This is a genomic window from Methylobacterium sp. BTF04 (assembly GCF_010692745.1).
In the GTDB taxonomy this organism is placed as follows: domain Bacteria; phylum Pseudomonadota; class Alphaproteobacteria; order Rhizobiales; family Beijerinckiaceae; genus Methylobacterium.
The window spans coordinates 93,023-112,717 of record NZ_JAAHTB010000012.1 but is presented as its reverse complement, the minus strand read 5'-3'; the positions used below and the strand labels follow the sequence as shown (position 1 = coordinate 112,717).

At 68.0% G+C, this 19,695-nt stretch carries 18 protein-coding genes and 1 tRNA gene; 11 read left to right on the top strand and 8 right to left on the bottom strand.

Annotated elements, in window-relative coordinates; genetic code table 11:
• Positions 1-93 precede the first annotated feature (93 nt).
• On the bottom strand, positions 94-2,259 hold the full coding sequence (scpA, locus tag G3T14_RS10035) for a methylmalonyl-CoA mutase (RefSeq protein WP_163642254.1): 2,166 nt from the start codon (positions 2,257-2,259) through the stop codon (positions 94-96).
• A 167-nt stretch (positions 2,260-2,426) separates the two neighbouring features.
• On the bottom strand, positions 2,427-3,308 hold the full coding sequence (locus tag G3T14_RS10030) for an N-formylglutamate amidohydrolase (RefSeq protein ID WP_204262773.1): 882 nt from the start codon (positions 3,306-3,308) through the stop codon (positions 2,427-2,429).
• Positions 3,309-3,542: 234 nt separating this feature from the next.
• On the opposite strand from G3T14_RS10030, the gene G3T14_RS10025 reads away from it, so the two are divergent.
• The 4 genes from G3T14_RS10025 to G3T14_RS10010 all read left to right on the top strand — a co-directional run bounded on the left by G3T14_RS10025 (position 3,543) and on the right by G3T14_RS10010 (position 5,593).
• Complete coding sequence (locus G3T14_RS10025; RefSeq protein WP_007558883.1) at positions 3,543-3,899, top strand: response regulator; 357 nt, start codon at positions 3,543-3,545, stop codon at positions 3,897-3,899.
• An 88-nt stretch (positions 3,900-3,987) separates the two neighbouring features.
• Positions 3,988-4,251, top strand: a complete 264-nt coding sequence (gene grxC / locus G3T14_RS10020; protein WP_163642250.1) for a glutaredoxin 3 — start codon at positions 3,988-3,990, stop codon at positions 4,249-4,251.
• A complete protein-coding gene (locus tag G3T14_RS10015) occupies positions 4,248-5,093 on the top strand; it encodes a carbon-nitrogen hydrolase family protein (protein ID WP_163642248.1) in 846 nt (281 codons plus the stop codon). The genes grxC and G3T14_RS10015 overlap by 4 nt, the downstream gene beginning before the upstream one ends.
• A 26-nt stretch (positions 5,094-5,119) precedes the next feature.
• Positions 5,120-5,593 carry a DUF1178 family protein gene (locus tag G3T14_RS10010; RefSeq protein ID WP_163642247.1) on the top strand — a complete coding sequence of 158 codons (474 nt, stop codon included), beginning with the start codon at positions 5,120-5,122 and terminating at the stop codon, positions 5,591-5,593.
• A gap of 36 nt (positions 5,594-5,629) precedes the next feature.
• Here the strand turns inward: G3T14_RS10010 and G3T14_RS10005 are convergent, their stop codons facing one another.
• Positions 5,630-6,118, bottom strand: a complete 489-nt coding sequence (locus G3T14_RS10005; RefSeq protein ID WP_163642244.1) for a disulfide bond formation protein B — start codon at positions 6,116-6,118, stop codon at positions 5,630-5,632.
• 260 nt (positions 6,119-6,378) lie between these two features.
• The gene (locus G3T14_RS10000; protein WP_163642242.1) at positions 6,379-6,960 is read right to left on the bottom strand and encodes a YqaA family protein; all 582 of its coding nucleotides are present in this window, start codon (positions 6,958-6,960) and stop codon (positions 6,379-6,381) included.
• Positions 6,961-7,105: 145 nt separating this feature from the next.
• Here G3T14_RS10000 and G3T14_RS09995 point away from each other — a divergent pair.
• A tRNA-Leu gene (locus tag G3T14_RS09995) sits at positions 7,106-7,190 on the top strand.
• A 52-nt stretch (positions 7,191-7,242) separates the two neighbouring features.
• On the opposite strand, the gene G3T14_RS09990 is transcribed toward G3T14_RS09995, so the two are convergent.
• Positions 7,243-8,388 carry a glycosyltransferase gene (locus tag G3T14_RS09990; RefSeq protein ID WP_163642240.1) on the bottom strand — a complete coding sequence of 382 codons (1,146 nt, stop codon included), beginning with the start codon at positions 8,386-8,388 and terminating at the stop codon, positions 7,243-7,245.
• Positions 8,389-8,466: 78 nt separating this feature from the next.
• Here G3T14_RS09990 and G3T14_RS09985 point away from each other — a divergent pair, with 78 nt between their 5' ends.
• Both G3T14_RS09985 and G3T14_RS09980 read left to right on the top strand, forming a co-directional pair.
• Entirely contained in the window at positions 8,467-9,465 is a 999-nt protein-coding gene (locus G3T14_RS09985; RefSeq protein ID WP_281409801.1) for an NAD(P)-binding protein, read from the top strand.
• Complete coding sequence (locus G3T14_RS09980; RefSeq protein WP_348645248.1) at positions 9,462-10,361, top strand: histone deacetylase; 900 nt, start codon at positions 9,462-9,464, stop codon at positions 10,359-10,361. Before G3T14_RS09985 ends, G3T14_RS09980 begins: the two co-directional genes overlap by 4 nt.
• A 3-nt stretch (positions 10,362-10,364) precedes the next feature.
• On the opposite strand, the gene G3T14_RS09975 is transcribed toward G3T14_RS09980, so the two are convergent.
• The gene (locus tag G3T14_RS09975; protein WP_204262765.1) at positions 10,365-10,928 is read right to left on the bottom strand and encodes a TetR/AcrR family transcriptional regulator; all 564 of its coding nucleotides are present in this window, start codon (positions 10,926-10,928) and stop codon (positions 10,365-10,367) included.
• A 104-nt stretch (positions 10,929-11,032) separates the two neighbouring features.
• Between G3T14_RS09975 and G3T14_RS09970 the strand changes: the two genes are divergently transcribed.
• From G3T14_RS09970 to G3T14_RS09960, 3 genes are read left to right on the top strand one after another with little or no spacing between them, the layout of a single operon-like run.
• Complete coding sequence (locus G3T14_RS09970; protein ID WP_163642236.1) at positions 11,033-12,175, top strand: efflux RND transporter periplasmic adaptor subunit; 1,143 nt, start codon at positions 11,033-11,035, stop codon at positions 12,173-12,175.
• Positions 12,172-13,245, top strand: a complete 1,074-nt coding sequence (locus G3T14_RS09965; RefSeq protein WP_163642234.1) for an efflux RND transporter periplasmic adaptor subunit — start codon at positions 12,172-12,174, stop codon at positions 13,243-13,245. Before G3T14_RS09970 ends, G3T14_RS09965 begins: the two co-directional genes overlap by 4 nt.
• A 49-nt stretch (positions 13,246-13,294) precedes the next feature.
• Positions 13,295-16,387 carry an efflux RND transporter permease subunit gene (locus G3T14_RS09960; RefSeq protein ID WP_163642232.1) on the top strand — a complete coding sequence of 1,031 codons (3,093 nt, stop codon included), beginning with the start codon at positions 13,295-13,297 and terminating at the stop codon, positions 16,385-16,387.
• Here G3T14_RS09960 and G3T14_RS09955 read toward each other — a convergent pair whose 3' ends face one another.
• Positions 16,388-17,089 carry an SGNH/GDSL hydrolase family protein gene (locus G3T14_RS09955; protein WP_163642230.1) on the bottom strand — a complete coding sequence of 234 codons (702 nt, stop codon included), beginning with the start codon at positions 17,087-17,089 and terminating at the stop codon, positions 16,388-16,390.
• Complete coding sequence (gene tsaA / locus G3T14_RS09950; protein WP_163642228.1) at positions 17,086-17,577, bottom strand: tRNA (N6-threonylcarbamoyladenosine(37)-N6)-methyltransferase TrmO; 492 nt, start codon at positions 17,575-17,577, stop codon at positions 17,086-17,088. Before tsaA ends, G3T14_RS09955 begins: the two co-directional genes overlap by 4 nt.
• Positions 17,578-17,781: 204 nt before the next feature.
• Here tsaA and G3T14_RS09945 point away from each other — a divergent pair, with 204 nt between their 5' ends.
• The gene (locus G3T14_RS09945) at positions 17,782-19,251 is read left to right on the top strand and encodes an AMP nucleosidase (protein ID WP_204262771.1); all 1,470 of its coding nucleotides are present in this window, start codon (positions 17,782-17,784) and stop codon (positions 19,249-19,251) included.
• Positions 19,252-19,695: the final 444 nt, after the last annotated feature.

Below are 19,695 nucleotides of genomic sequence, written 5' to 3'. Positions count from 1 at the left end.
ACCTTCGTTTCTAGCGACTCGCCTGCAGAATCGCTACCGGGTGAGCCCGCCGAACCCACAACGTGGTGAGCGACCGCCATTCACTCGGCGGCTTCACTCGGCGGCTTGGCGCTCGGCATAGCCGAGTCGGCCGTTCAGCTCCTGGATCAGCTTGACCGCCGCTTCGGCGATCACGGTGCCGGGCGGAAAGATCGCCGAGGCTCCAGCGGCATAGAGGGCGTCGTAATCGCCCGGCGGAATGACGCCGCCGATGACGATCATCACGTCCGCGCGGCCCTGCTCGGTCAACGCCGCCTTGAGCTCGGGCACCAGTGTGAGGTGGCCGGCGGCCAGCGACGACACGCCGACGATGTGGACGTCGTTTTCAACCGCCTGTCGCGCGGCCTCGGCCGGAGTGGCGAAGAGCGGCCCGATATCGACGTCGAAGCCGAGATCCGCGAAGGCCGAGGCGATCACCTTCTGGCCGCGGTCGTGCCCGTCCTGGCCCATCTTGGCGACGAGGATACGCGGACGGCGCCCGTCATTCTCCTCAAAGGCTTCCACGAGGTGGCGAACCGTCTCGACTGCCGGCGACATGCCCCCAACCTCTCGCTTGTAGACGCCCGAGATCGAGCGGATTTCGGCGCGATGCCGGCCCCAGGCCTTCTCGAGGGCGTCGGAAATTTCCCCCACCGTGGCCTTGGCCCGCGCGGCTTCGATGCCGAGAGCCAGGAGGTTGCCCTCGCCCTGCGCCGCTTTCGTCAGGGCTTCCAGGGCCGCGTCGACCTCGGCCTGGTTGCGCTCGGCACGCAGCCGCTTGAGCTTGTCGATCTGCAGGGTGCGGACGTTGCCGTTGTCGACGCGCATCAACTCGATGGCGCGGTCGTCCTCGGGCTTGAACTTGTTGACGCCGACGATGGTCTGCCGGCCCGAATCGATCCGGGCCTGGGCGCGGGCGGCGGCCTCCTCGATCCGCAGCTTCGGGATGCCGGCCTCGATGGCCTTGGCCATGCCGCCAAGTTCCTCGACTTCGCGCAGGTGCTCCCAAGCGCGGGTGACGATGTCCTGCGTCAGCTTCTCGACATAGTACGAGCCGCCCCACGGGTCGACGATCCGGGTGGTGCCGCTTTCCTGCTGCAGGAAGAGCTGGGTGTTGCGCGCGATCCGGGCCGAGAAGTCGGTGGGCAGGGCCAAAGCCTCGTCGAGGGCATTGGTGTGGAGCGACTGGGTGCCGCCCTGCGTCGCCGCCATCGCCTCGATGCAGGTGCGGGTGACGTTGTTGAAGACGTCCTGCGCAGTGAGCGACCAGCCGCTGGTCTGGCTGTGCGTGCGCAGCGGCAGCGACTTGTCGGATTTCGGCTCGAACTCCTTGACGAGCTTGGCCCAGATCAGGCGCGCGGCCCGCATCTTGGCGATCTCCATGAAGAAGTTCGTCGAGATCGCCCAGAAGAACGACAGGCGCGGCGCGAACTTGTCGATGGTGAGGCCGGCGGCCAGACCCGCCTTGATGTATTCGACGCCGTCGGCGAGCGTGTAGGCGAGTTCCAGGTCGTTGGTCGCCCCGGCTTCCTGCATGTGATAGCCGGAAATCGAGATCGAATTGAACTTCGGCATGTGCGTCGAGGTATAGGCGAAGATGTCGCCGATGATCCGCATCGAGCCCGCGGGCGGGTAGATGTAGGTGTTGCGGACCATGAACTCCTTGAGGATGTCGTTCTGGATCGTGCCCGCGAGCTTTTCAGGCGGCACGCCCTGCTCCTCGGCCGCCACGATGTAAAGCGCCAGGATCGGCAGCACCGCCCCGTTCATGGTCATCGACACCGTCATCTCGTCGAGCGGGATGCCGGAGAACAAGGTGCGCATGTCGTAGATCGAGTCGATGGCCACGCCCGCCATGCCGACATCGCCCGAGACGCGCGGGTGATCGGAATCGTAGCCCCGGTGTGTGGCGAGATCGAAGGCCACCGACAGGCCCTTCTGACCGGCCGCCAGATTGCGCCGGTAGAATGCGTTGGAATCCTCGGCCGTGGAGAAGCCGGCATATTGCCGGATGGTCCAGGGCTGGGTGACGTACATGGTCGGGTAGGGGCCGCGCAGGAACGGCGCCACGCCCGGATAGGTGTCGAGGAACTCGATCCCCTCGCGGTCGGCGGGGCCATAGATGCCCTTCACCGGGATGCCTTCGGGCGTCATCCAGGGCTCGCCCGCGGGCGGCACCGGGGCCGGAACGGCGTCGGCCGCATAGGCGACGGTCGCGAAATCGGGAATGCGTGACGTCATGTTGGCGTGCTCGTGCGGCGTCATGTTGGGGCGCATTATAAGTAAGCGCGCCGCGCGGGCTACTCCTATCCCGAGAGCGAAGGCCGGCGCAGCAAGCAAAACTTCGAATTCGGCGCTTCTCGCGAAATTTTCTTTGGCGCGCTCTCAAGCGTTTCTCGCCGCGTGGCCTATTCGGCTGCCATCCGGCGCGGGGTCAGGTCGCCCACATCCCGCGCCACGGCGGCGACGACCTCACGCAGGTGCCACACCAGTTCCGCAAAACCCGGACCGAGCGCGAGGCTGGCCTCGTTCATGTAGAGGGCGCGGTTGATCTCCACCTGCAGCGCGTGGCGGCCGACATTCGGCTCGCCGTAATGCTCGGTGATGAAGCCGCCGGCATAGGGCTTGTTGCGAACGGTGCGGAAACCGCGGGCCCGCAGGTGGTCCTCGAACGCATCGATCAGAAGCGGCGCGCAGGCGGTGCCGAAGCGATCTCCCAGCACGAAATCCGCCCTCGCGCCCTCGTCGCGCCCGAGGCTCGACGACGGCATCGAATGGCAATCCACCAGGATGGCATGGCCGAATGTCCGTGCCGTGCGCTGGACCAGGCCGCGCAGGGTGCGGTGATAGGGCTTGTACAGGGTCTCGATCCGCTCGACCGCATCCTCCACCGGCAGGCGCCCGCGATAGATCTCCTGGCCGTCGGCGACCACGCGCGGAATCGTGCCGAGACCGCCCGCCACTCGCATGGAGCGGGTGTTGGCAAAGGCCGGAAGGCGCCCGTCGAACATCCGTGGGTCGAGTTCGTAGGGCTCGCGGTTCACGTCGAGATAGGCCCGCGGAAAGTTCGCCCGCATCAGCGGCGCGCCGAGATCCACCACCGGCCCGAACAGCCGGTCGACATGCGCGTCCTCAGACCGGCGCAGGGCGAGGGCGTCGAGGCGCGAGTTCGCCACGAAGGCGCGGGGATAGACCGCCCCGGAATGCGGGGTGTTGAATACGAAGGGAAGAGTGTGCGCTTCCGGCTCGTCGACAGCGAAGGGCGGATCGAACGCAGGCGTCCCCGGCATGGTCTGGTTCGGAAACGGCTCTGTCATCGCGGAAGGGGTCGCCTCGGGCGGGGCGGAACTACGAGCCCACACATTGCGTGCGGTGGGGGCTTGTGTCTACTGCGGCACGCATCGCTTCGGTATGGACGGGGTGCCGCAGAACACGCACGCTTGGTCGAGATCTCAACACCTTGTTTACCAAGTTGGCGCTTTGTGGAAAGAACACACCGACCCAAAGGCACAGGACGCCGCTCGATGAAGATTCTCCTGGCGGAAGACGACAACGACATGCGCCGTTTCCTGGCCAAGGCGTTGCAGAACGCCGGCTACGACGTGCTGTCGTTCGACAATGGCCTTTCGGCCTATAACCGCTTGCGCGAAGAGCCGTTCGAACTGCTGCTCACCGACATCGTCATGCCGGAGATGGATGGCATCGAGCTCGCCCGCCGCGCCACCGAACTCGACCCCGACATCAAGGTGATGTTCATCACGGGTTTTGCCGCGGTGGCGTTGAACCCGGATTCCAAGGCTCCGAAGGACGCCAAGGTGCTCTCGAAGCCGTTCCACCTGCGCGATCTCGTCAACGAGGTCGAGAAGCTGATGGCTGCGTAAAGCCGATTCGGCTGCGCTGAACTCACCAGTAGGAAGAACCTCCCGGCTCACCTATATGCTGAAGGGATTGCCGCGGGGCGTATCCACGATGAAGCCGGTCACGATTTATACCACCGCCTGGTGCCCTTATTGCTCGGCGGCGAAAAGCCTGCTGCGCGAAAAGAGCATCGTGTTCACCGAGATCGACGTCGAGAAGACGGCCGGCTCGCGCGCTGCCATGGTCCAGAGGGCCGGCGGCCGCACCAGCGTGCCGCAGATCTTCATCGGCGACGCCCATGTCGGCGGCTGCGACGATCTTTATGCCCTGAATGGCGCCGGCAAGCTCGAGCCGATGGTCGCGGTCGCGCCATGACCGAGCCCCGGTTCATCGCCGCCTGCGTCCAGATGCGCTCGGGGCGCGATCCGCTCGCCAACCGCGACGCCGCCGTCGCGTTGGTGCGCGAGGCCGCCGACAAGGGCGCGCATTACGTCCAGACCCCCGAGATGACCTCCCTGGTGGAGCGCGACAAGGCTAGCCTGTTCGCCCACGTCACCGGGCAGGACGACGACCCGACGCTCGCCGCCCTGCGTGAGGTCGCGCGCGAGCGCGGCATCGTGATCCAGATCGGGTCGCTCGCCGTGCGCAACGGCGACAAGATCGCCAACCGCGCCTTCCTGATCGATGCGCAGGGTGCGATCACCGCATCCTACGACAAGCTTCATCTCTACGATGTCGATCTGCCCAACGGCGAGCGCTGGCGCGAATCCTCGACCTATACCGGTGGCGCCTGCGCGGTGGTGGCCGACACGCCGTGGGCGCCGATCGGTATCGCCATTTGCTACGATGTGCGCTTTCCCGCCCTGTTCCGGGCGCTGGCCGAGGCGGGGGCGACGATCATCACGGCGCCGGCCTGCTTCACCAAGCAGACCGGCGAGGCGCATTGGCACGTGCTGCACCGGGCGCGCGCCATCGAGACCGGCTCGTTCATGATCTCGGCCGCGCAAGGCGGTCACCACGAGGACGGCCGCGACACCTACGGCCATTCGCTCATCGTCGACCCATGGGGCCGGGTCCTGGCGGATGCCGGCGGCGCGGAGCCCGGCGTGATCCTCGCCGAGATCGATCTCGCCCGCGTCGTCGATGCCCGCGCCCGTATCCCGGCGCTGCAGCACGCCAAGCCGTTCACCATCGAGCGGATCAGGCATCCCGCCTGACGAAGACGGCCCTCAAGCGCGAAACCATGATCCGGTACACATTGGTCTGCGACGGCGGCCACGACTTCGAGAGTTGGTTTCCGTCGAGCGGATCCTACGACGAACAGGCGGCACGCGGCCTCGTCACCTGTCCGTTCTGTGGCACCGCGCAGGTGACCAAAGGCATGATGGCGCCGTCCATCGCGCGCGCTGACCGAACGGCCGCACCCGAGCCCAAGCACGAGCCCGAGGCGACGCTTCCCGCTCCTGCGGCGGCGCCCGATGCGGTCACGATGCTGGCGGAGCCCGAACAGCGCCTGCGCGCTCTGCTCCGCGCGGTGCGTGAGCACGTCACCAAGACCGCCGACGATGTCGGAGCGCATTTCCCCGAAGAAGCACGACGCATGCATTATGGCGAGAGCCCGGCCCGGCCGATCTACGGTCAGGCGAGCCTCGACGAAGCCCGCGCCTTGGTGGAGGAGGGGATTGACGTCGCGCCGCTGCCGGACGACCGACACTGAATTCCCGCTTAAAGCGGCGTTCGAGCCAGGTTACGATCAGGGTTTGGCGGCAGACGTCCCGGCGACCGAGGCGAGCACGAAGGCGATCACGGCGTTCCAGCCGGCCAGCGAGACACCGAACAGGCGCCATGCGGCGGTGGAGCAATCGACCACCCGCGTGGTCTGGAGCGCGGTCATGAAATCGGCGACGTTGCCCGGATTGGCCCCCGAACCGCCGCCGCAATCGCTCGGGCCGGCCCAGAAGGCCCATTCGGCACCCGCATGATAGACGCTGAGGCCGGCACCGTAGAGCAGGCCGAGGGCGGCGAGGCCGAGGACGAGGCGCGTCAGGCGCTCCGGCAGGAACAGCCCCAGCAGGCTTAGGGGTATCGCGGCATAATACGGAAGGCGCTCGGTCAGGCAGAGCTTGCACGGCACGTAGCCGAGCCCCCACTGGAAATAGAACGCGCCGGCCAACGTGAGCACCGCGCCGAAGAGAAGCACCAGCGCGGCGCGGCGCAAGCGCAGGAGCGAGGTGAAATCCATCTGAAGGCACTCTTTCGAAACGAGAACCCGCGCGCTGAAGGCGGTGCGTGCGGATATGCTTATCCAATCGAGCGGATCGAACCGATCCAACCAACCCACCTCATCCTGAGGAGCCGCAGCGAAGCGGAGGCCTCGAAGGAGGGCTCCAGGGATCACACGGACACTGGAGGTCTCCTTCGAGGCCGCTGACGCGGCACCTCAGGTGAGGGTGTGGGTCGGACCAATCCGATCCGGTCGAGTTCGTGCAGACCGAGATAGATCTACAGCAGCACCTTGAACAGCACGAAGCCGAGGACGATCAACGCCACGGCGAGCGCCGCCACGACGTTGAGGTGCCGGTCGAGCACGCCGCGGATCTGGACGCCGTACCGCCCGAGCAATCCGGCGAGGATGAAGAAGCGCGCGCCACGCGTGATCAGCGACAGCACGATGAACCAGAACAGATCGTAATGGGCGAAGCCCGAGGTGATGGTGACGAGCTTGAACGGGATAGGCGTCAGCCCCTTCAGCAGGATCACCCAATGCCCGTACTGGGCGTAGGAGGCCTGGAAGGTCTCGGCCTTGTCGGCGAGGCCATAGACCCGGAACAGCCATTGCCCGATGGAATCGTAGAGCAGCGCGCCGATGGCGTAACCGAGGATGCCGCCGGCCACCGAGGACAGGGTGGTGATGAGCGCGTAGAACCACACCCGGTCGGGCCGGCTCACCGCCATCGGCACCAGCATCACGTCGGGGGGCACCGGGAAAAACGAACTCTCCGCGAAGGCCACGGCGCCGAGGGCCCAGGGGGCCGACGGCTTGCCGGCGAGCGCGAGTATCCACTCGTAGAGGCGGCGGATCATGGGCGGTCTCGGTCCGGGGTTCTCGTGGCGGGAAGCGGCGCTGTTTGAGCATACCGAAGGGGACGTGGCGAGCGCACCAGCGACATCCCCCCGCGAGAAAACGCCTCTGGCCCGAATCGCGAAGGTGTGCCATGAGGCGTGCGCTGCGGGCGTGGTGGAATTGGTAGACGCGCCGGATTCAAAATCCGGTTCCGCAAGGAGTGTCGGTTCGATTCCGACCGCCCGCACCACGCGTCGACAGATCCCACTCCGTGACAGAGCAGGAGCGTTGCCTTTAGCCGTTCAGGCCGGGGTGGGGCGCGCGACCTTGGGTCGGATATCCATCGCGTTGCCGCGCCAGACGATGGCGCTCTGGATCCAGGCGCTCGCCCAGACGGCGGGGATCACCGTATCGCGCACCAGGAACGCCAGGACGAGGCGCGCCGAATGGTGCCAGCCGGCGCGGACGGCCAGGGCGAGTTCCGCCCCGTACCAGAGGGCGGTGAGCCCGATCAGACCCGCCGCGACCGGGAGGGTCGGCACGCACGCGAAGGCGATGGCGAAGGGCAGCACCGGTCCGGTACCGATCTCGGGCGCGAAGAACAGCGGGAACGTCACCCGGCGCAGGCGCGCCCAGCGCAACTGGCGCGACCAGACCTCACGGAACGACCGGCGCCCCAGCGGCTGCTCGAAGGGCGAGGCCACGAGGTGGACGCGGGCACCGGCCGCCCGCACCAGCTTGGTCGCGGCCGCATCCTCGGCGATCTCGGCGGCCAGCGCCCGAATGCCGCCGCGCGCCTCCAGGAACGGCTTGTGCCACAGCATGCTCTTGCCCTGGGCGAAGCCGAGGCCGAGGGCCTCGCCGGCATATTGCCAGCGCGCCTGCAGGGTGTTGAGGAAGGCGCATTCGAGCTCGGCGCCAAAATTGTGCGGGCGTGCGCCGATGGGCGTCGAACAGACGAGCCCTGTATCGCCACGCCACGGCGCCTGGAGCCGCTGCAGGTAGTCGGGCGTCATCAGCACGTTGGAATCGGCGAGCACCACCCAGTCGTGCCGCGCCGCCTCCCAGCCACGCACGCAATTGTTGAGCTTCGGATTGTCGCTGACCCGCTCGTCGCCGATGATGATTCGGGTCGGTACGTGGGCGTGCAGCGCCCTCAGGCGTTCGAGCAACGGGATGATCGGGTCGGCGCGGTCGGCGACGCAGAAGATGATCTCGTAGTCGCGATAGGCGAGCTGGAAGCCGCGCGTCAGCATCTCCTCGCTGAACGCCTCCAGGCCGCAGACCGGACGCACCAGCGAGATCGCCGCGCCTTGCGGGAAAGCGGAGGTGCCGTGGCGCCGGCCGATCCGGCGCGCCGCCAGCGCGAGGCTCGCGAGGTTGATCAGCGTCAGAGCCGCACACAATGACAGGGCGAGGACCATGCCGGTCTCGGCGTCGTCGAGCATCCGCAGCGTCTCCCACATCCGGTGCGGCGCATCGCACCCCGATACCGAGGGGCCTAACAGGCGTGCTGTTTCAGTCGTATGACAGCCGGATGCGTGGCCGCCGGCGCCGCGTCTCGGGGAGATGACAGCGTGGGTGAGCCGGGGCGGGTGGCAATTCTGGGAGCCGGGATGGCGGGGGCCATCGCGGCCCGAAGACTGACCCAGGCCGGGCTCGCCGTGACGGTGCTCGACAAGGGGCGCGGCATCGGTGGCCGCATGGCCACACGGCGCGTGGCCGACCATGGGTTCGCCTTCGATCACGGGGCGCAGTTCATGCGCGCGCACGGACCGGATTTCGCCGCTGCGCTCGCCGATTGGCACACGCGCGGGATCGTCGCGCCCTGGGGTGAGACCGGCCGATGGGTCGGGACGCCCGGCATGACCGCGCCGGTGCGCGACCTGCTCGCCGGGCTCGATGTCAGGCCCGGCCACACCGTGACGGCGCTCGTCCGGAAAGGGTCGCGATGGCACCTGACGGTCACGGAGACCGCGGTGGAGGAGGCATTCGATGCCGTGGCGATCAGCTTTCCGACGCCGCAGGTGATCCGCTTGCTCGATACCAGCGGCCTGTCCCTGCCGGGAATCGAGCGTCCCACCTATGCGCCGTGCTGGACACTGATGGTCGCCCTCGACGGTGCGTGCGATCTACCCGGATCGGACCTTGTCGATGCCGATGGGCCGGTCGGCACGGTGTTTCGCGAGGACGAGAAGCCGGGTCGTCGGGGGAGCGGTACGCGCCTCGTCATCCACGCCACCCCCGACTGGTCGCGGGCTCATCTCGAGGAGGATGCGGAGCGTGTCCAAACGGCCTTGCTCGCCGCGCTCGCCCGCCATGCCGGCCGCCCTCTGACACCGGCCTATGCCCGCGCGCATCGGTGGCGCTACGCCCTGTTGGAAACGACGCTGGGCGAGCCCTGCCTCTACGATCCCGCCTTGCGGCTCGGCGTCTGCGGCGATGGTTGCCTCGGCCCCCGGATCGAGGCGGCCTTCGATAGCGGCCGCGCGCTGGCGGCCCGGATCGGCGCGGATTTGGCGTGACGCTGCCCATCGTCTTCCATCCGGCCTATCAGGCGAACCTGCCGGACGGGCATCGCTTCCCCATGCGCAAATACGGCCGCCTCGCCGAGATCCTGGCCGCGCGCGGCCTTGCACCCAACGGATTCGTGCGCCCGGAGCCGGCCGATGCCGATCTCATCGCCGGCGCGCATGACCGTACCTATGTCGAGGCCGTGCTGGCGCTCGCGGTGCCGCCTCCTATCGAGCGGGCAATCGGCCTGCCGGTGGAGGCCAGCGTCGTCGCCCGTTCGTGCGCCTCCGTCGGTGGGACTCTGCTCGCCGCGCGTCTCGCTCTTATCCATGGGCTAGCGGGCAGCACCGCCGGCGGCAGCCACCACGCCCGGCGCGATTCGGGGGCCGGGTTCTGCATCTTCAACGATGTCGCCATCGCCGCCCGCGCCCTGCAGCGCGAGGGCACCATCGCGCGCGCCCTCGTGGTCGATTGCGACGTGCATCAGGGCGACGGCACCGCCGATTGCCTGAGCACCAGCCCCGACCTGTTCACGCTGTCGCTGCATGCGGAGAAGAACTACCCGACGCACAAGATCGCCGGTGACCGCGACGTCGGGTTGCCCGATGGGCTCGACGATGCCGGATACCGCGATGCGCTGGAGGCGCATGTCGGCCCGCTGCTCGACCGGATCAGACCCGACCTCGTGTTCTACAATGCCGGCGTCGATCCGCACCGGGACGACCGGCTCGGGCGGCTCGCGCTCACCGATGCCGGACTCGCCGCGCGCGACCGGTTCGTCGTCGGGGAGGCGCGCCGTCGCGGCATTCCCCTCGTGGCGGTGATCGGCGGGGGCTATTCCAACGACGTCGACGCGCTCGCCGCGCGCCACGCCCTGGTGTTCGAGGCGATGGCCGCAGCGGCCTGATACCTACGTCCGCGGAAGCTCCCGTGCGGCATTCTCCAAGGCCGCGAAGGTCTGGTCGAGGTCCTCGCCCTCCAGGCTGTGGAAGCCGAGCGTGCGTGCCAGCATCAGCCCCACGATCGCAAAGGTCAGGATTCTGCCGTCGCCGGGGTGGTGCGCGATGCCCTCCATGGTGGCGAGCCGTTCCTTGAGGAAGGTGCCGAAGCCGGGGCAGACCTCAGGGCTCTCGGCGTTGGCGAGGAGCAGCGCCCGCGGGAATCCATCCTCCTCGGCGTAGGTCCGGCGCGCATGGGCGATCATCGCGAGGGGGATCGCGGCCGGCCCGGGTGCCTGCAGCCCTTCGAGCTCGGCGATCTCCCTCTGCAGGCGCGCGACCTTGCGCTCGGCGAGTGCCGCGATCAGCGCGTCCTTCGAGGCGTAGTGGTGCAGTACGCCGCCCTTGCTCAACGCGGCTTCGGCCGCGACCGCGTCCATGGTCAGCGTGCGGGTCCCCGATCGCCGGATCAGCCGCTCGGCGGCATCCAGGATGATCTCCGGTCGATCGTCCCGCCGCGTGCGCGCCTTGGTCATCACAGCCCCCGCTGAAACGAATACGTTCTAAAAACCGTCTGGACGGTCGGTAAGATAGCAGATAGGAGTTTCGATCGATAGAGTCGGATTGAGGCGAAGGCGGCATGCGCGGTCTGTACACGGTTCGGGGCCTCGGCTTGGGGCGCGTTGCGGTCGCTTTGCCGGCGCTGATCCCTCTGCTCGGCTCGCCCGTATCGGCGGCCGAAGGGAAAGGCGTCGAAGGCAAGCCCGCGCTCGCTCTGGTACGGACCGTGGTGGCACAGCGGTCCACCATCGCCGCCGACCTGATCTTCACCGGCGATATCCAGGCCCAGTCCCAGGTCAACGTCTCGTTCCGCACCAACGGCAAGATCGCGACGCGCCTCGTCGAGGTCGGCGATCACGTCGGGGCCGATCAGGTGCTGGCCCGGCTCGACCCGCAGGAACAGCGCGCCAACCTCGCCAATGCCCAGGCCGCGCTCACTTCGGCCGAAGCGCTGCTGACCCAGGCCAAGGTCGCGTTCAAGCGTCAGGAAACCCTGATGGCGAGTGGCTACACCACTCGGCCGAGCTTCGACGATGCCGAACAGCAATTGCGCACCACCCAGGCCGCGGTCGATTCCGCCAAGGCCGCGCTCGGCACCGCCCAGGAGCAGTTCTCGTATACCGACCTCAAGGCGGGCGTCGACGGAATCGTACTGAGCCGCAGTTTCGAGGTCGGACAGGTGGTCCAGGCGGGCCAGACCGTCCTAACGATGGCCCAGGACGGCCCGCGCGACGCGGTGTTCAACGTGTTCGAGGCGGTGCTGGCGGCCCCGCCCGAGAGCAAGAATGTCGATGTGATGCTGCAGGCCGATTCCACGGTGAAGGCGGTGGGCACGGTGCGGGAGATCTCGCCGAGCGTCGATGCTGCCTCCGGCACTGTCCGGGTCAAGGTCGGGCTGAAGCAGACCCCGCCCGCCATGGCGCTGGGCGCGGTGGTGATCGGCACCGGCAAGTTCCAGTCGCACTCGGCCATCGTGCTGCCCTGGTCGGCCCTCTACCGCTGGGATGATGGGCCGGCAGTGTGGGTGCGCGATGCCGCTAGCGGTACGGTGGCGCCGCGTCCCGTGGTGATCGAGCGCTACGGTCCCAACACCATCGCCCTGTCGAGCGGAATCGAACCGGGCGACGAGGTGGTGATTGCGGGCATCCAGTTTCTGCGACCGGGCCAGGCCGTCGCGGTGGCCGAGACCATCGACCCTGCGCTGACGAAGGCCGTCCGATGATCCGGGTGATGCTCTGCGGGCTCGGTCTCGCCACGGTGCTGGCCGCCTGCCAGCCCGCCGAAGAGGCGCCGCCCGGTCCGGTCCGCCCGGTGCTGACGACGGTGGCCAAGCCGATCACCGCACAGGTGTTCGGGCCGTTCGCCGGCTTCGTCGCGCCGCGCTATCAGTCCGAGATCGGCTTCCAGATCGCCGGCCGGGTCATCGCCCGCGACGTGACCATGGGGGACGTGGTCAAGAAGGGCCAACGCATCGCCGCTTTGGATCCGGTGGTGACGCGCTTTGCCATGACCCGGGCCGAGGCCGACCTCGCTGATGCCGAAGGCCAGGCCGAGAACGCCACGGCGACGGAGGCGCGCCGCCGCCGCCTGATGATCGGCGGCAACGTCGCGCAGGCCCAGCTCGACAGTGCGGTGGCGAGCCGCGACACCGCCCAGGCCCGCCTCGCCCAGGCCCAGGCGAGCCTGCAGAAGGCCCGCGACCAGATGGGCTACACCGAATTGCGTGCCGATTTCGACGGCGTCGTCACCGTGCGCAGCGCCGAGGTCGGTCAGGTGCTGAGCGCCGGACAAGCCGTGGCGACCATCGCCCGGCCGGAGGAGCGCGAGGCGGTGGTCGACATCCCCGAGGATCTCGTCGGCGCCATGCCCAAGGACGCCCTGTTCACCGTGGCGCTGCAGAGCGCGCCGGACGTGACCGCCACCGCAAAGGTGCGCGAGACCGCGCCGTTCGCCGACCCCACCACCCGGACCCGGCGCATCCGCATGACGCTGGTCGATCCGTCCCCGGCCTTTCGCCTCGGCTCGACCCTGACGGTGTCGCTATCGCGCCCGCTGTCGCCGCGCTTCGTTCTCCCGGCCACCGTCGTGCTGACCGTGGACGGCCACGACTTCGTCTGGCTCGTGGCGCCGGACGGTAAGAGCGTGGTCAAACGCGCCGTCACCGTTACGCAACGCAATGCCGACCGCGTCACGATCGCCGAAGGCCTCGCCCCCGGCGACCGTGTCGTGATGGCCGGAATCCACACCCTCAGCGAAGGACAGGCCGTGCGCCTGTTCGACAAGGCCTCGTGATCGGCGTCCGCGCCGATCCACCGCGATCCTCGATACGCGAGAGCATTTCGTGAAGTCCTTCAATCTGTCCGAATGGGCGCTGGAGCATCGCTCCTTTGTCTGGTTCCTGATGCTGATCTCGGTGGTGGCGGGGTTCCTCGCCTACGAGAAGCTCGGCCGCGAGGAAGACCCGCCCTTCGCGATCAAGACCATGATCGTGCAGGCGCGCTGGCCCGGCGCCACCATCGGCGACACCCTCGATCAGGTCACCGAGCGGATCGAGAAGGAGCTCCAGCAGATCGACGCGGTGGATTTCAGCCGCAGCTACACCACGCCCGGGCAGACCACGGTGTTCGTGCAATTGCGCGAGACCACGCCGCCCAAGACCATTCCGGCGATCTTCTACCAGGTCCGGAAGCGCATCGGCGACATCCAGGGCACCTTCCCGCAGGGGATGCAGGGGCCGTTCTTCAACGACGAATTCGGCGACGTCTTCGGCAACGTCTACGCCTTCACCGCTGACGGCGTGACCATGCGCCAGCTGCGCGACTACGTGGAACGCGTCCGCGCCGAGGTGAAGAAGGTCCCGAGCGCCGGCAAGATGCAGCTGCTCGGCGCCCAGAACGAGGTGATCTACCTCGACTTCTCCACCCGCAAGCTCGCGGGCCTCGGCCTCGACATGAACTCGGTCATCAAGACCCTGCAGTCGCAAAACGCCATCGCCCCGTCGGGGGTGATCCAGGCCGGTCCCGAGCGGGTCTCCGTCCGGGTCGGCGGCCAATTCGTGGACGAGGACAGCCTGCGGGCGATCAACCTGCGGGTGAACGACCGCTTCTTCCGGCTCTCCGACGTCGCCGAGATCTCGCGCGGCTTCACCGATCCGCCCACCGACCTGTTCCGCTTCAACGGGCAGCCGGCGATCGGCCTCGCCATCGCCATGCAGCCGTCGGGGAACCTGCTCACCTTCGGCCACGACCTGAAGCAGCGGATGCGCGCCCTCGAAGGCGAGTTGCCGGTGGGCGTTGGCATCCACCTCGTGTCGGATCAGCCCAAGATCGTCGAGGAGGCGGTGGGCGGCTTCACCAAGGCGCTGGTGGAAGCGGTGGTCATCGTGCTCGCGGTGAGCTTCATCAGCCTGGGCTGGCGCGCCGGCCTCGTGGTCTCGCTTTCGATCCCGCTGGTGCTCGCCATCGTGTTCGTGGTGATGAACGTGATGGGGGTCACCCTTCAGCGCATCTCGCTCGGCGCCCTCATCATCGCGCTCGGGCTCCTGGTCGATGACGCCATGATCACGGTGGAGATGATGGTCGCGCGGCTGGAGGCCGGCGACACGCTCAAGAAAGCGGCCACCTTCGCCTATACCTCCACCGCCTTCCCGATGCTGACCGGCACCCTCGTCACTGTGGCGGGCTTCCTCCCCATCGGCTTCAACGGCTCGTCGGCGGGCGAGTACACCTACTCGCTGTTCGTGGTGATCGCGGCCTCGCTCCTCGTCTCGTGGGTGGTGGCGGTGCTGTTCGCGCCGCTCATCGGCATGAAGCTGCTGCCGGCCCAGATGAAGCACAAGGACCACGGCAAGCCCGGCCGCCTCATGCGGATGTTCACCGCCAGCCTGCTCGGCGCCATGCGCTGGCGCTGGGTGACGGTGGCCGGCTGTGTCGGCCTGCTCGCCCTGTCGATCGTCGGGATGGGCTTCGTGCAGCAGCAATTCTTCCCGTCCTCGGACCGGCCCGAACTCCTCGTCGACATGACGCTGCCGCAGAATGCGAGCATCGCCGAGACCAAGAGCCAGATGGACCGCTTCGAGGCGACGCTGGTGGGCGACCCCGAGATCGCACGCTGGTCGTCCTATGTCGGCCAGGGCGCGGTGCGCTTCTACCTGCCTCTCGACCAGCAACTCGGCAACGCCTTCTTCGGCCAGATCGTCATCGAGACGACGTCGATCGAGGCGCGCGAGCGCATGAAGGTGAAGCTCGAAAAGCTCGCTCGCGACCAGTTCGTCGGCACCGACTTCCTGATCCATTCCCTCGATCTCGGCCCCCCTGTGGGGCGCCCGGTGCAGTACCGCATCAGCGGACCGGACCTGCAGAAGCTGCGCAGCCAAGCCCTGGCGCTCGCCAGCATCGTCGGCGCCAATCCGCATCTCGACGTCCCGACCCTGGATTGGAACGAGCCCGGCAAGGTGCTTAAGGTCGGCATCGTCCAGGATAAGGCGCGCCAGCTCGGGGTGACCTCGGAGGACATCGCCGGCCTGCTCAACGGCATCGTCGGCGGGCGTACGATCACCCAGGTGCGCGACTCGATCTACCTCGTCGACGTGGTCGGCCGCGCCCAGGCGGTGGAGCGCAACTCGCTGGACACCCTCCAGAGCCTGCAGATTCCGTTGGCGAACGGCAGCGTCGTGCCGCTGCTCGCCTTCGCCACCATCGGCTACGAGCTGGAGCAACCCATCGTCTGGCGTCGCGACCGCCTGCCCACCATCACGGTCCGGGCCGCCATCGCCGACACCACCCAGCCGCAGACGGTGGTGACGCAGCTCGACCCGCAGATCGTCGCCTTCCGCAAGGCCCTGCCCGACGGCTACACCCTCGCGGTGGGCGGCGCCGTGGAGGAGAGCGCCAAGGGGCAGGGGCCGATCGCGGCGGTGGCGCCGGTGATGCTGCTCACCATGGCGGTGTTCCTGATGATCCAGCTCCAGAGCTTCCAGAAGCTGTTCCTCGTGGCCAGCGTGGCCCCACTCGGGATCATCGGCGTCGCGGCGGCGCTGCTGCTGTTCAACAAGCCGATGGGCTTCGTCGCCATCCTGGGCGTGCTCGCGCTCATCGGCATCATCGTGCGCAACTCGGTGATCCTGGTGACCCAGATCGACGAATACGAGCGCGACGGCCTCGCGCCCTGGGATGCGGTGGTGGATGCCACCTGCCACCGCATGCGGCCGATCCTGCTGACGGCGGCGGCGGCGAGCTTCGGCCTCGTCCCCATCGCCCGCGAGGTGTTCTGGGGGCCGATGGCCTACGCGATGATCGGCGGGATCCTGGCCGCGACGCTCCTGACCCTGTTCTTCCTGCCCGCCCTCTATGTCGGCTGGTACCGGATCAAGGCGCCGCCGAAGGGAACCCCGCGCAAGATCCACGGGGCCGACGGGCAGGTCCAGGCCGCCTGATCAGCCCGGATTGCCAGGGCAGAGCGCGGGTTCGAGGGCGCGCTGCACGCTGCGATAGCCGGCGACATGCAGGCCGTCGCGCAACGCGCCGGGCAAGGCGTAGCCGGTGTCGCCGTCGCGCAGATGCGCGAAGGGGTCGGCGTAGTCGCAGCCGATTCGCTGGCACAGGTCGCGGATCGCCCGCGAATAGACCCCCACCGCCGCTGGATCGAGACGGTTGCCGACCTCGCGGCCGATCGGCGGCACGGCGGTGACCACCACCCGCGCGCTCACCGCCTGGAGTTCACGGACGATGCGCTCCACCGAGGCCGTAAATCGCGCTGCACCCGCCGTCGAGGTCGGATCGCCCTTCCGGTTGAGGTCGTTGGTGCCCACCGTGAGGGCGGCGACGCGGGCGCGCACCGGCACCTTCAGGGTCTGGAACAGGTCGGCATAGACCGCCGCCGTCGCCCCGCTCAGGCCACCATTGACGATCTCCAATTCGCAAGTGCGCTGCGCTGTGTCCTGCAACTCGGCCTGCGAATCGCCTGCGATCAGGATGTAGTCGGGCGGCGCCTCCTCGAGGTGGACCTGCACCGCGATGAGCCGGTTCTGGGCGTAGAGCCGGGCGTTCAGCGCCGACGGCTTCGCCGACCAGCCGATGGCCGCGCCGGCCCCGAGCAGCACGACGCCGCCGAGGCCGAGCCAGACTTGGCGCTTCATGGATTGCCCGCGCGGTCGACGGTGGCGTCGGCCCGCGAATCCGTCGAGGCGAAATACGGTTTGATGTCGAGGAGCGGCGTGCCGTCGAGGCAGTCGAGCCCTCGCACCGACAGGCTCCGGCCGTCGACCTGCAACAACTCCACCACCGAGAGCGCGATGGGGTTCGGCCGGGCGGGGGAGCGCAACGAGAAGGTCCCGCGGTTGCCGGGCGCGTGGCGCGGCTGCTGGCGCACGAGGTCGCGGGCCGCCCTGTCCATCCAGTAGAGCACGATGAGATGGCTCGCGCCCGCCACGTTCTGGAGGCCGGCCGCGTAGGTCTCGTCTACCATCACGGTGCACACCGCGTCGGTCTGCAAGCCGTTCTTCGGGCAGTCGGAGCGCTCGACCCAGGGGGTGCGGATATGGCCGATGAAGTACAGCCCGGCATCGTAGGCGTCCGGCAGGACGATGGCCTCTTCGCCGGGCCGCCGCTCGGTCGCGTCGCTCATGCTGCAGGCCTCGGTCTTTCGTCCGGCCCGGTGCCGGTGCTGGAGCGAGCGTTTCGGTCAAGTTTGCCCGGACTGCAAGTTTGCCGGATGCGGGGCGCAGTGCTGATCCGCAGACACATGAGGTCGCACCGCACGGGCCGGGCGTGTAAGCCTCTTCCGAGGGTTCTGCGAGGAGGCACCGTGATCCGCGACGAATTGCGACCGATGGAATCGGTCTCCGATCCCGAGACGGCCGTCGACCGGCTCGCCGCACTGCACACCGGGGCCACCGGCGCGCTCCAGGCGGCGCTCTCACGCTATCTCGACGGTGGCCCGGCCCCAGACCAGACCGAACGCCTGCAGTTCCGCTATCCCGAATTGCGGATCACCTACCAGCCGTCGGGGCCGATGCCGCGGGTCGCCCGCGCCACGGCGAAGTTCCAGGCGCCGGGCACCTACGCCACCACGGTCACCCAGCCCGATCATTTTCGCAGCTATCTCCTCGAACAGCTGACGCCGCTGGTGCGCGATTACGGCGCCAGCCTGGAAGTCGGCTTGAGCGCCCAGGAAATCCCGTATCCCTACGTGATCGAGCCGGGTACCGATCTCGGGCGCGGCGGCCCGAGCCCGCGCGACCTCGCCACCTATTTCCCAGTCCCGCTGCTCTCCGTGGTGGGCGACGAGATCGCCGACGGTCTGTGGCACGACGAACCCGATGCCCCGCGCCCGCTCGCGCTGTTCGACGCCATCCGGGTCGATTATTCGCTGCGGCGGCTCGTCCATTACACCGGCTGCGATTGGCGCGATGTCCAGCCCTGGATTCTGCTGACCAACTATCACCGCTACGTCGACGGCTTCATCCGGCACGGTCTCGAACGGCTGGCACGCGGCGAGGACGGGCTCGAACGGATGATCCTGCCCGGCGGCCTCAGCGTCTCGCGGGAGGAGGCGGCGTCGGTGGACCCGACCGCACTTATCGCCGCCTCGCCCTGGCACAAGTACCAGATGCCGGCCTACCATCTGGTGGCGCGCGGACCCGACGGCACGATGCAGGGCACGACCCTGGTGAATATCGGCGTCGGCCCCTCCAACGCCAAGACGATCACCGACCATCTCGCGGTTCTGCGCCCGCATTGCTGGCTGATGGTCGGCCATTGCGGCGGCTTGCGCCAATCGCAGACCATCGGCGACTACGTGCTGGCCCACGGCTATCTCCGCCGCGACCGGATCCTCGACGAGCTGGTGCCGCCCGACGTGCCGGTCCCGGCCCTGGCGGAGGTGCAGCTCGCGCTCCAGGCCGCCGCCGCCAGCGTCACCGGCGAGGCCAGCGACGATCTCAAGCGGCGCCTGCGCACCGGCACGGTGGTGACCTACGACGACCGCAACTGGGAACTGCGCTTCAGCCAGGAGCGGCGGCGGATCAACCTGTCGCGCGCCATCGGCGTCGACATGGAGAGCGGCACCATCGCGGCCCAGGGCTATCGCCTGCGGGTTCCATACGGCACCCTGCTGTGCGTTTCCGACAAGCCGCTCCACGGCGAGATCAAGCTGCCCGGCGCCGCCAACGCGTTCTACGAGCGGGCGGTGGCCGAACACCTGCTGATCGGCCTGTCGGCGCTGGATATCCTCCGGGCCGACCGGCACGGCCTGCATTCGCGCAAGCTCAGGAGTTTCGACGAGCCGCCGTTTCGGTAGGGGGCGTTCCGGACGAAAGCAGGCGACGCCCCGACAATGGGCGGCGCCGATCTGATGCCATCGGGTCGGCGAAATCCGTCCGTCCAAATTCTGCGCTCGGTGGTCCTGCGCGCCGTCCCGCTCGGATCGGTTTTGGCCCGCCCGCCTTCGAGCGGATCGGCGGCACAGCGGCCTTAGTCGACCAACTCTGACATGTCCTTGCTTCGCGAGACCCCGCGCGCCGTGATCGGCGCTGCCGGGCCCTGGGCGCCTTCCGCGGGCGACACTCGGTTTCTTCGGAAAACCACCCTCGACGCCCTATGCCAAGATAATCCTTTGCATCACAACATAGTGATGGATGCATGTGTCATAATAAACTCTACGAGCGCGCCGGTCGAACGACGCTTTAAGGGAAGAGTAATCACTTATTTACCTAAGGCTTACACAAAAGACTAAGGTATTTTG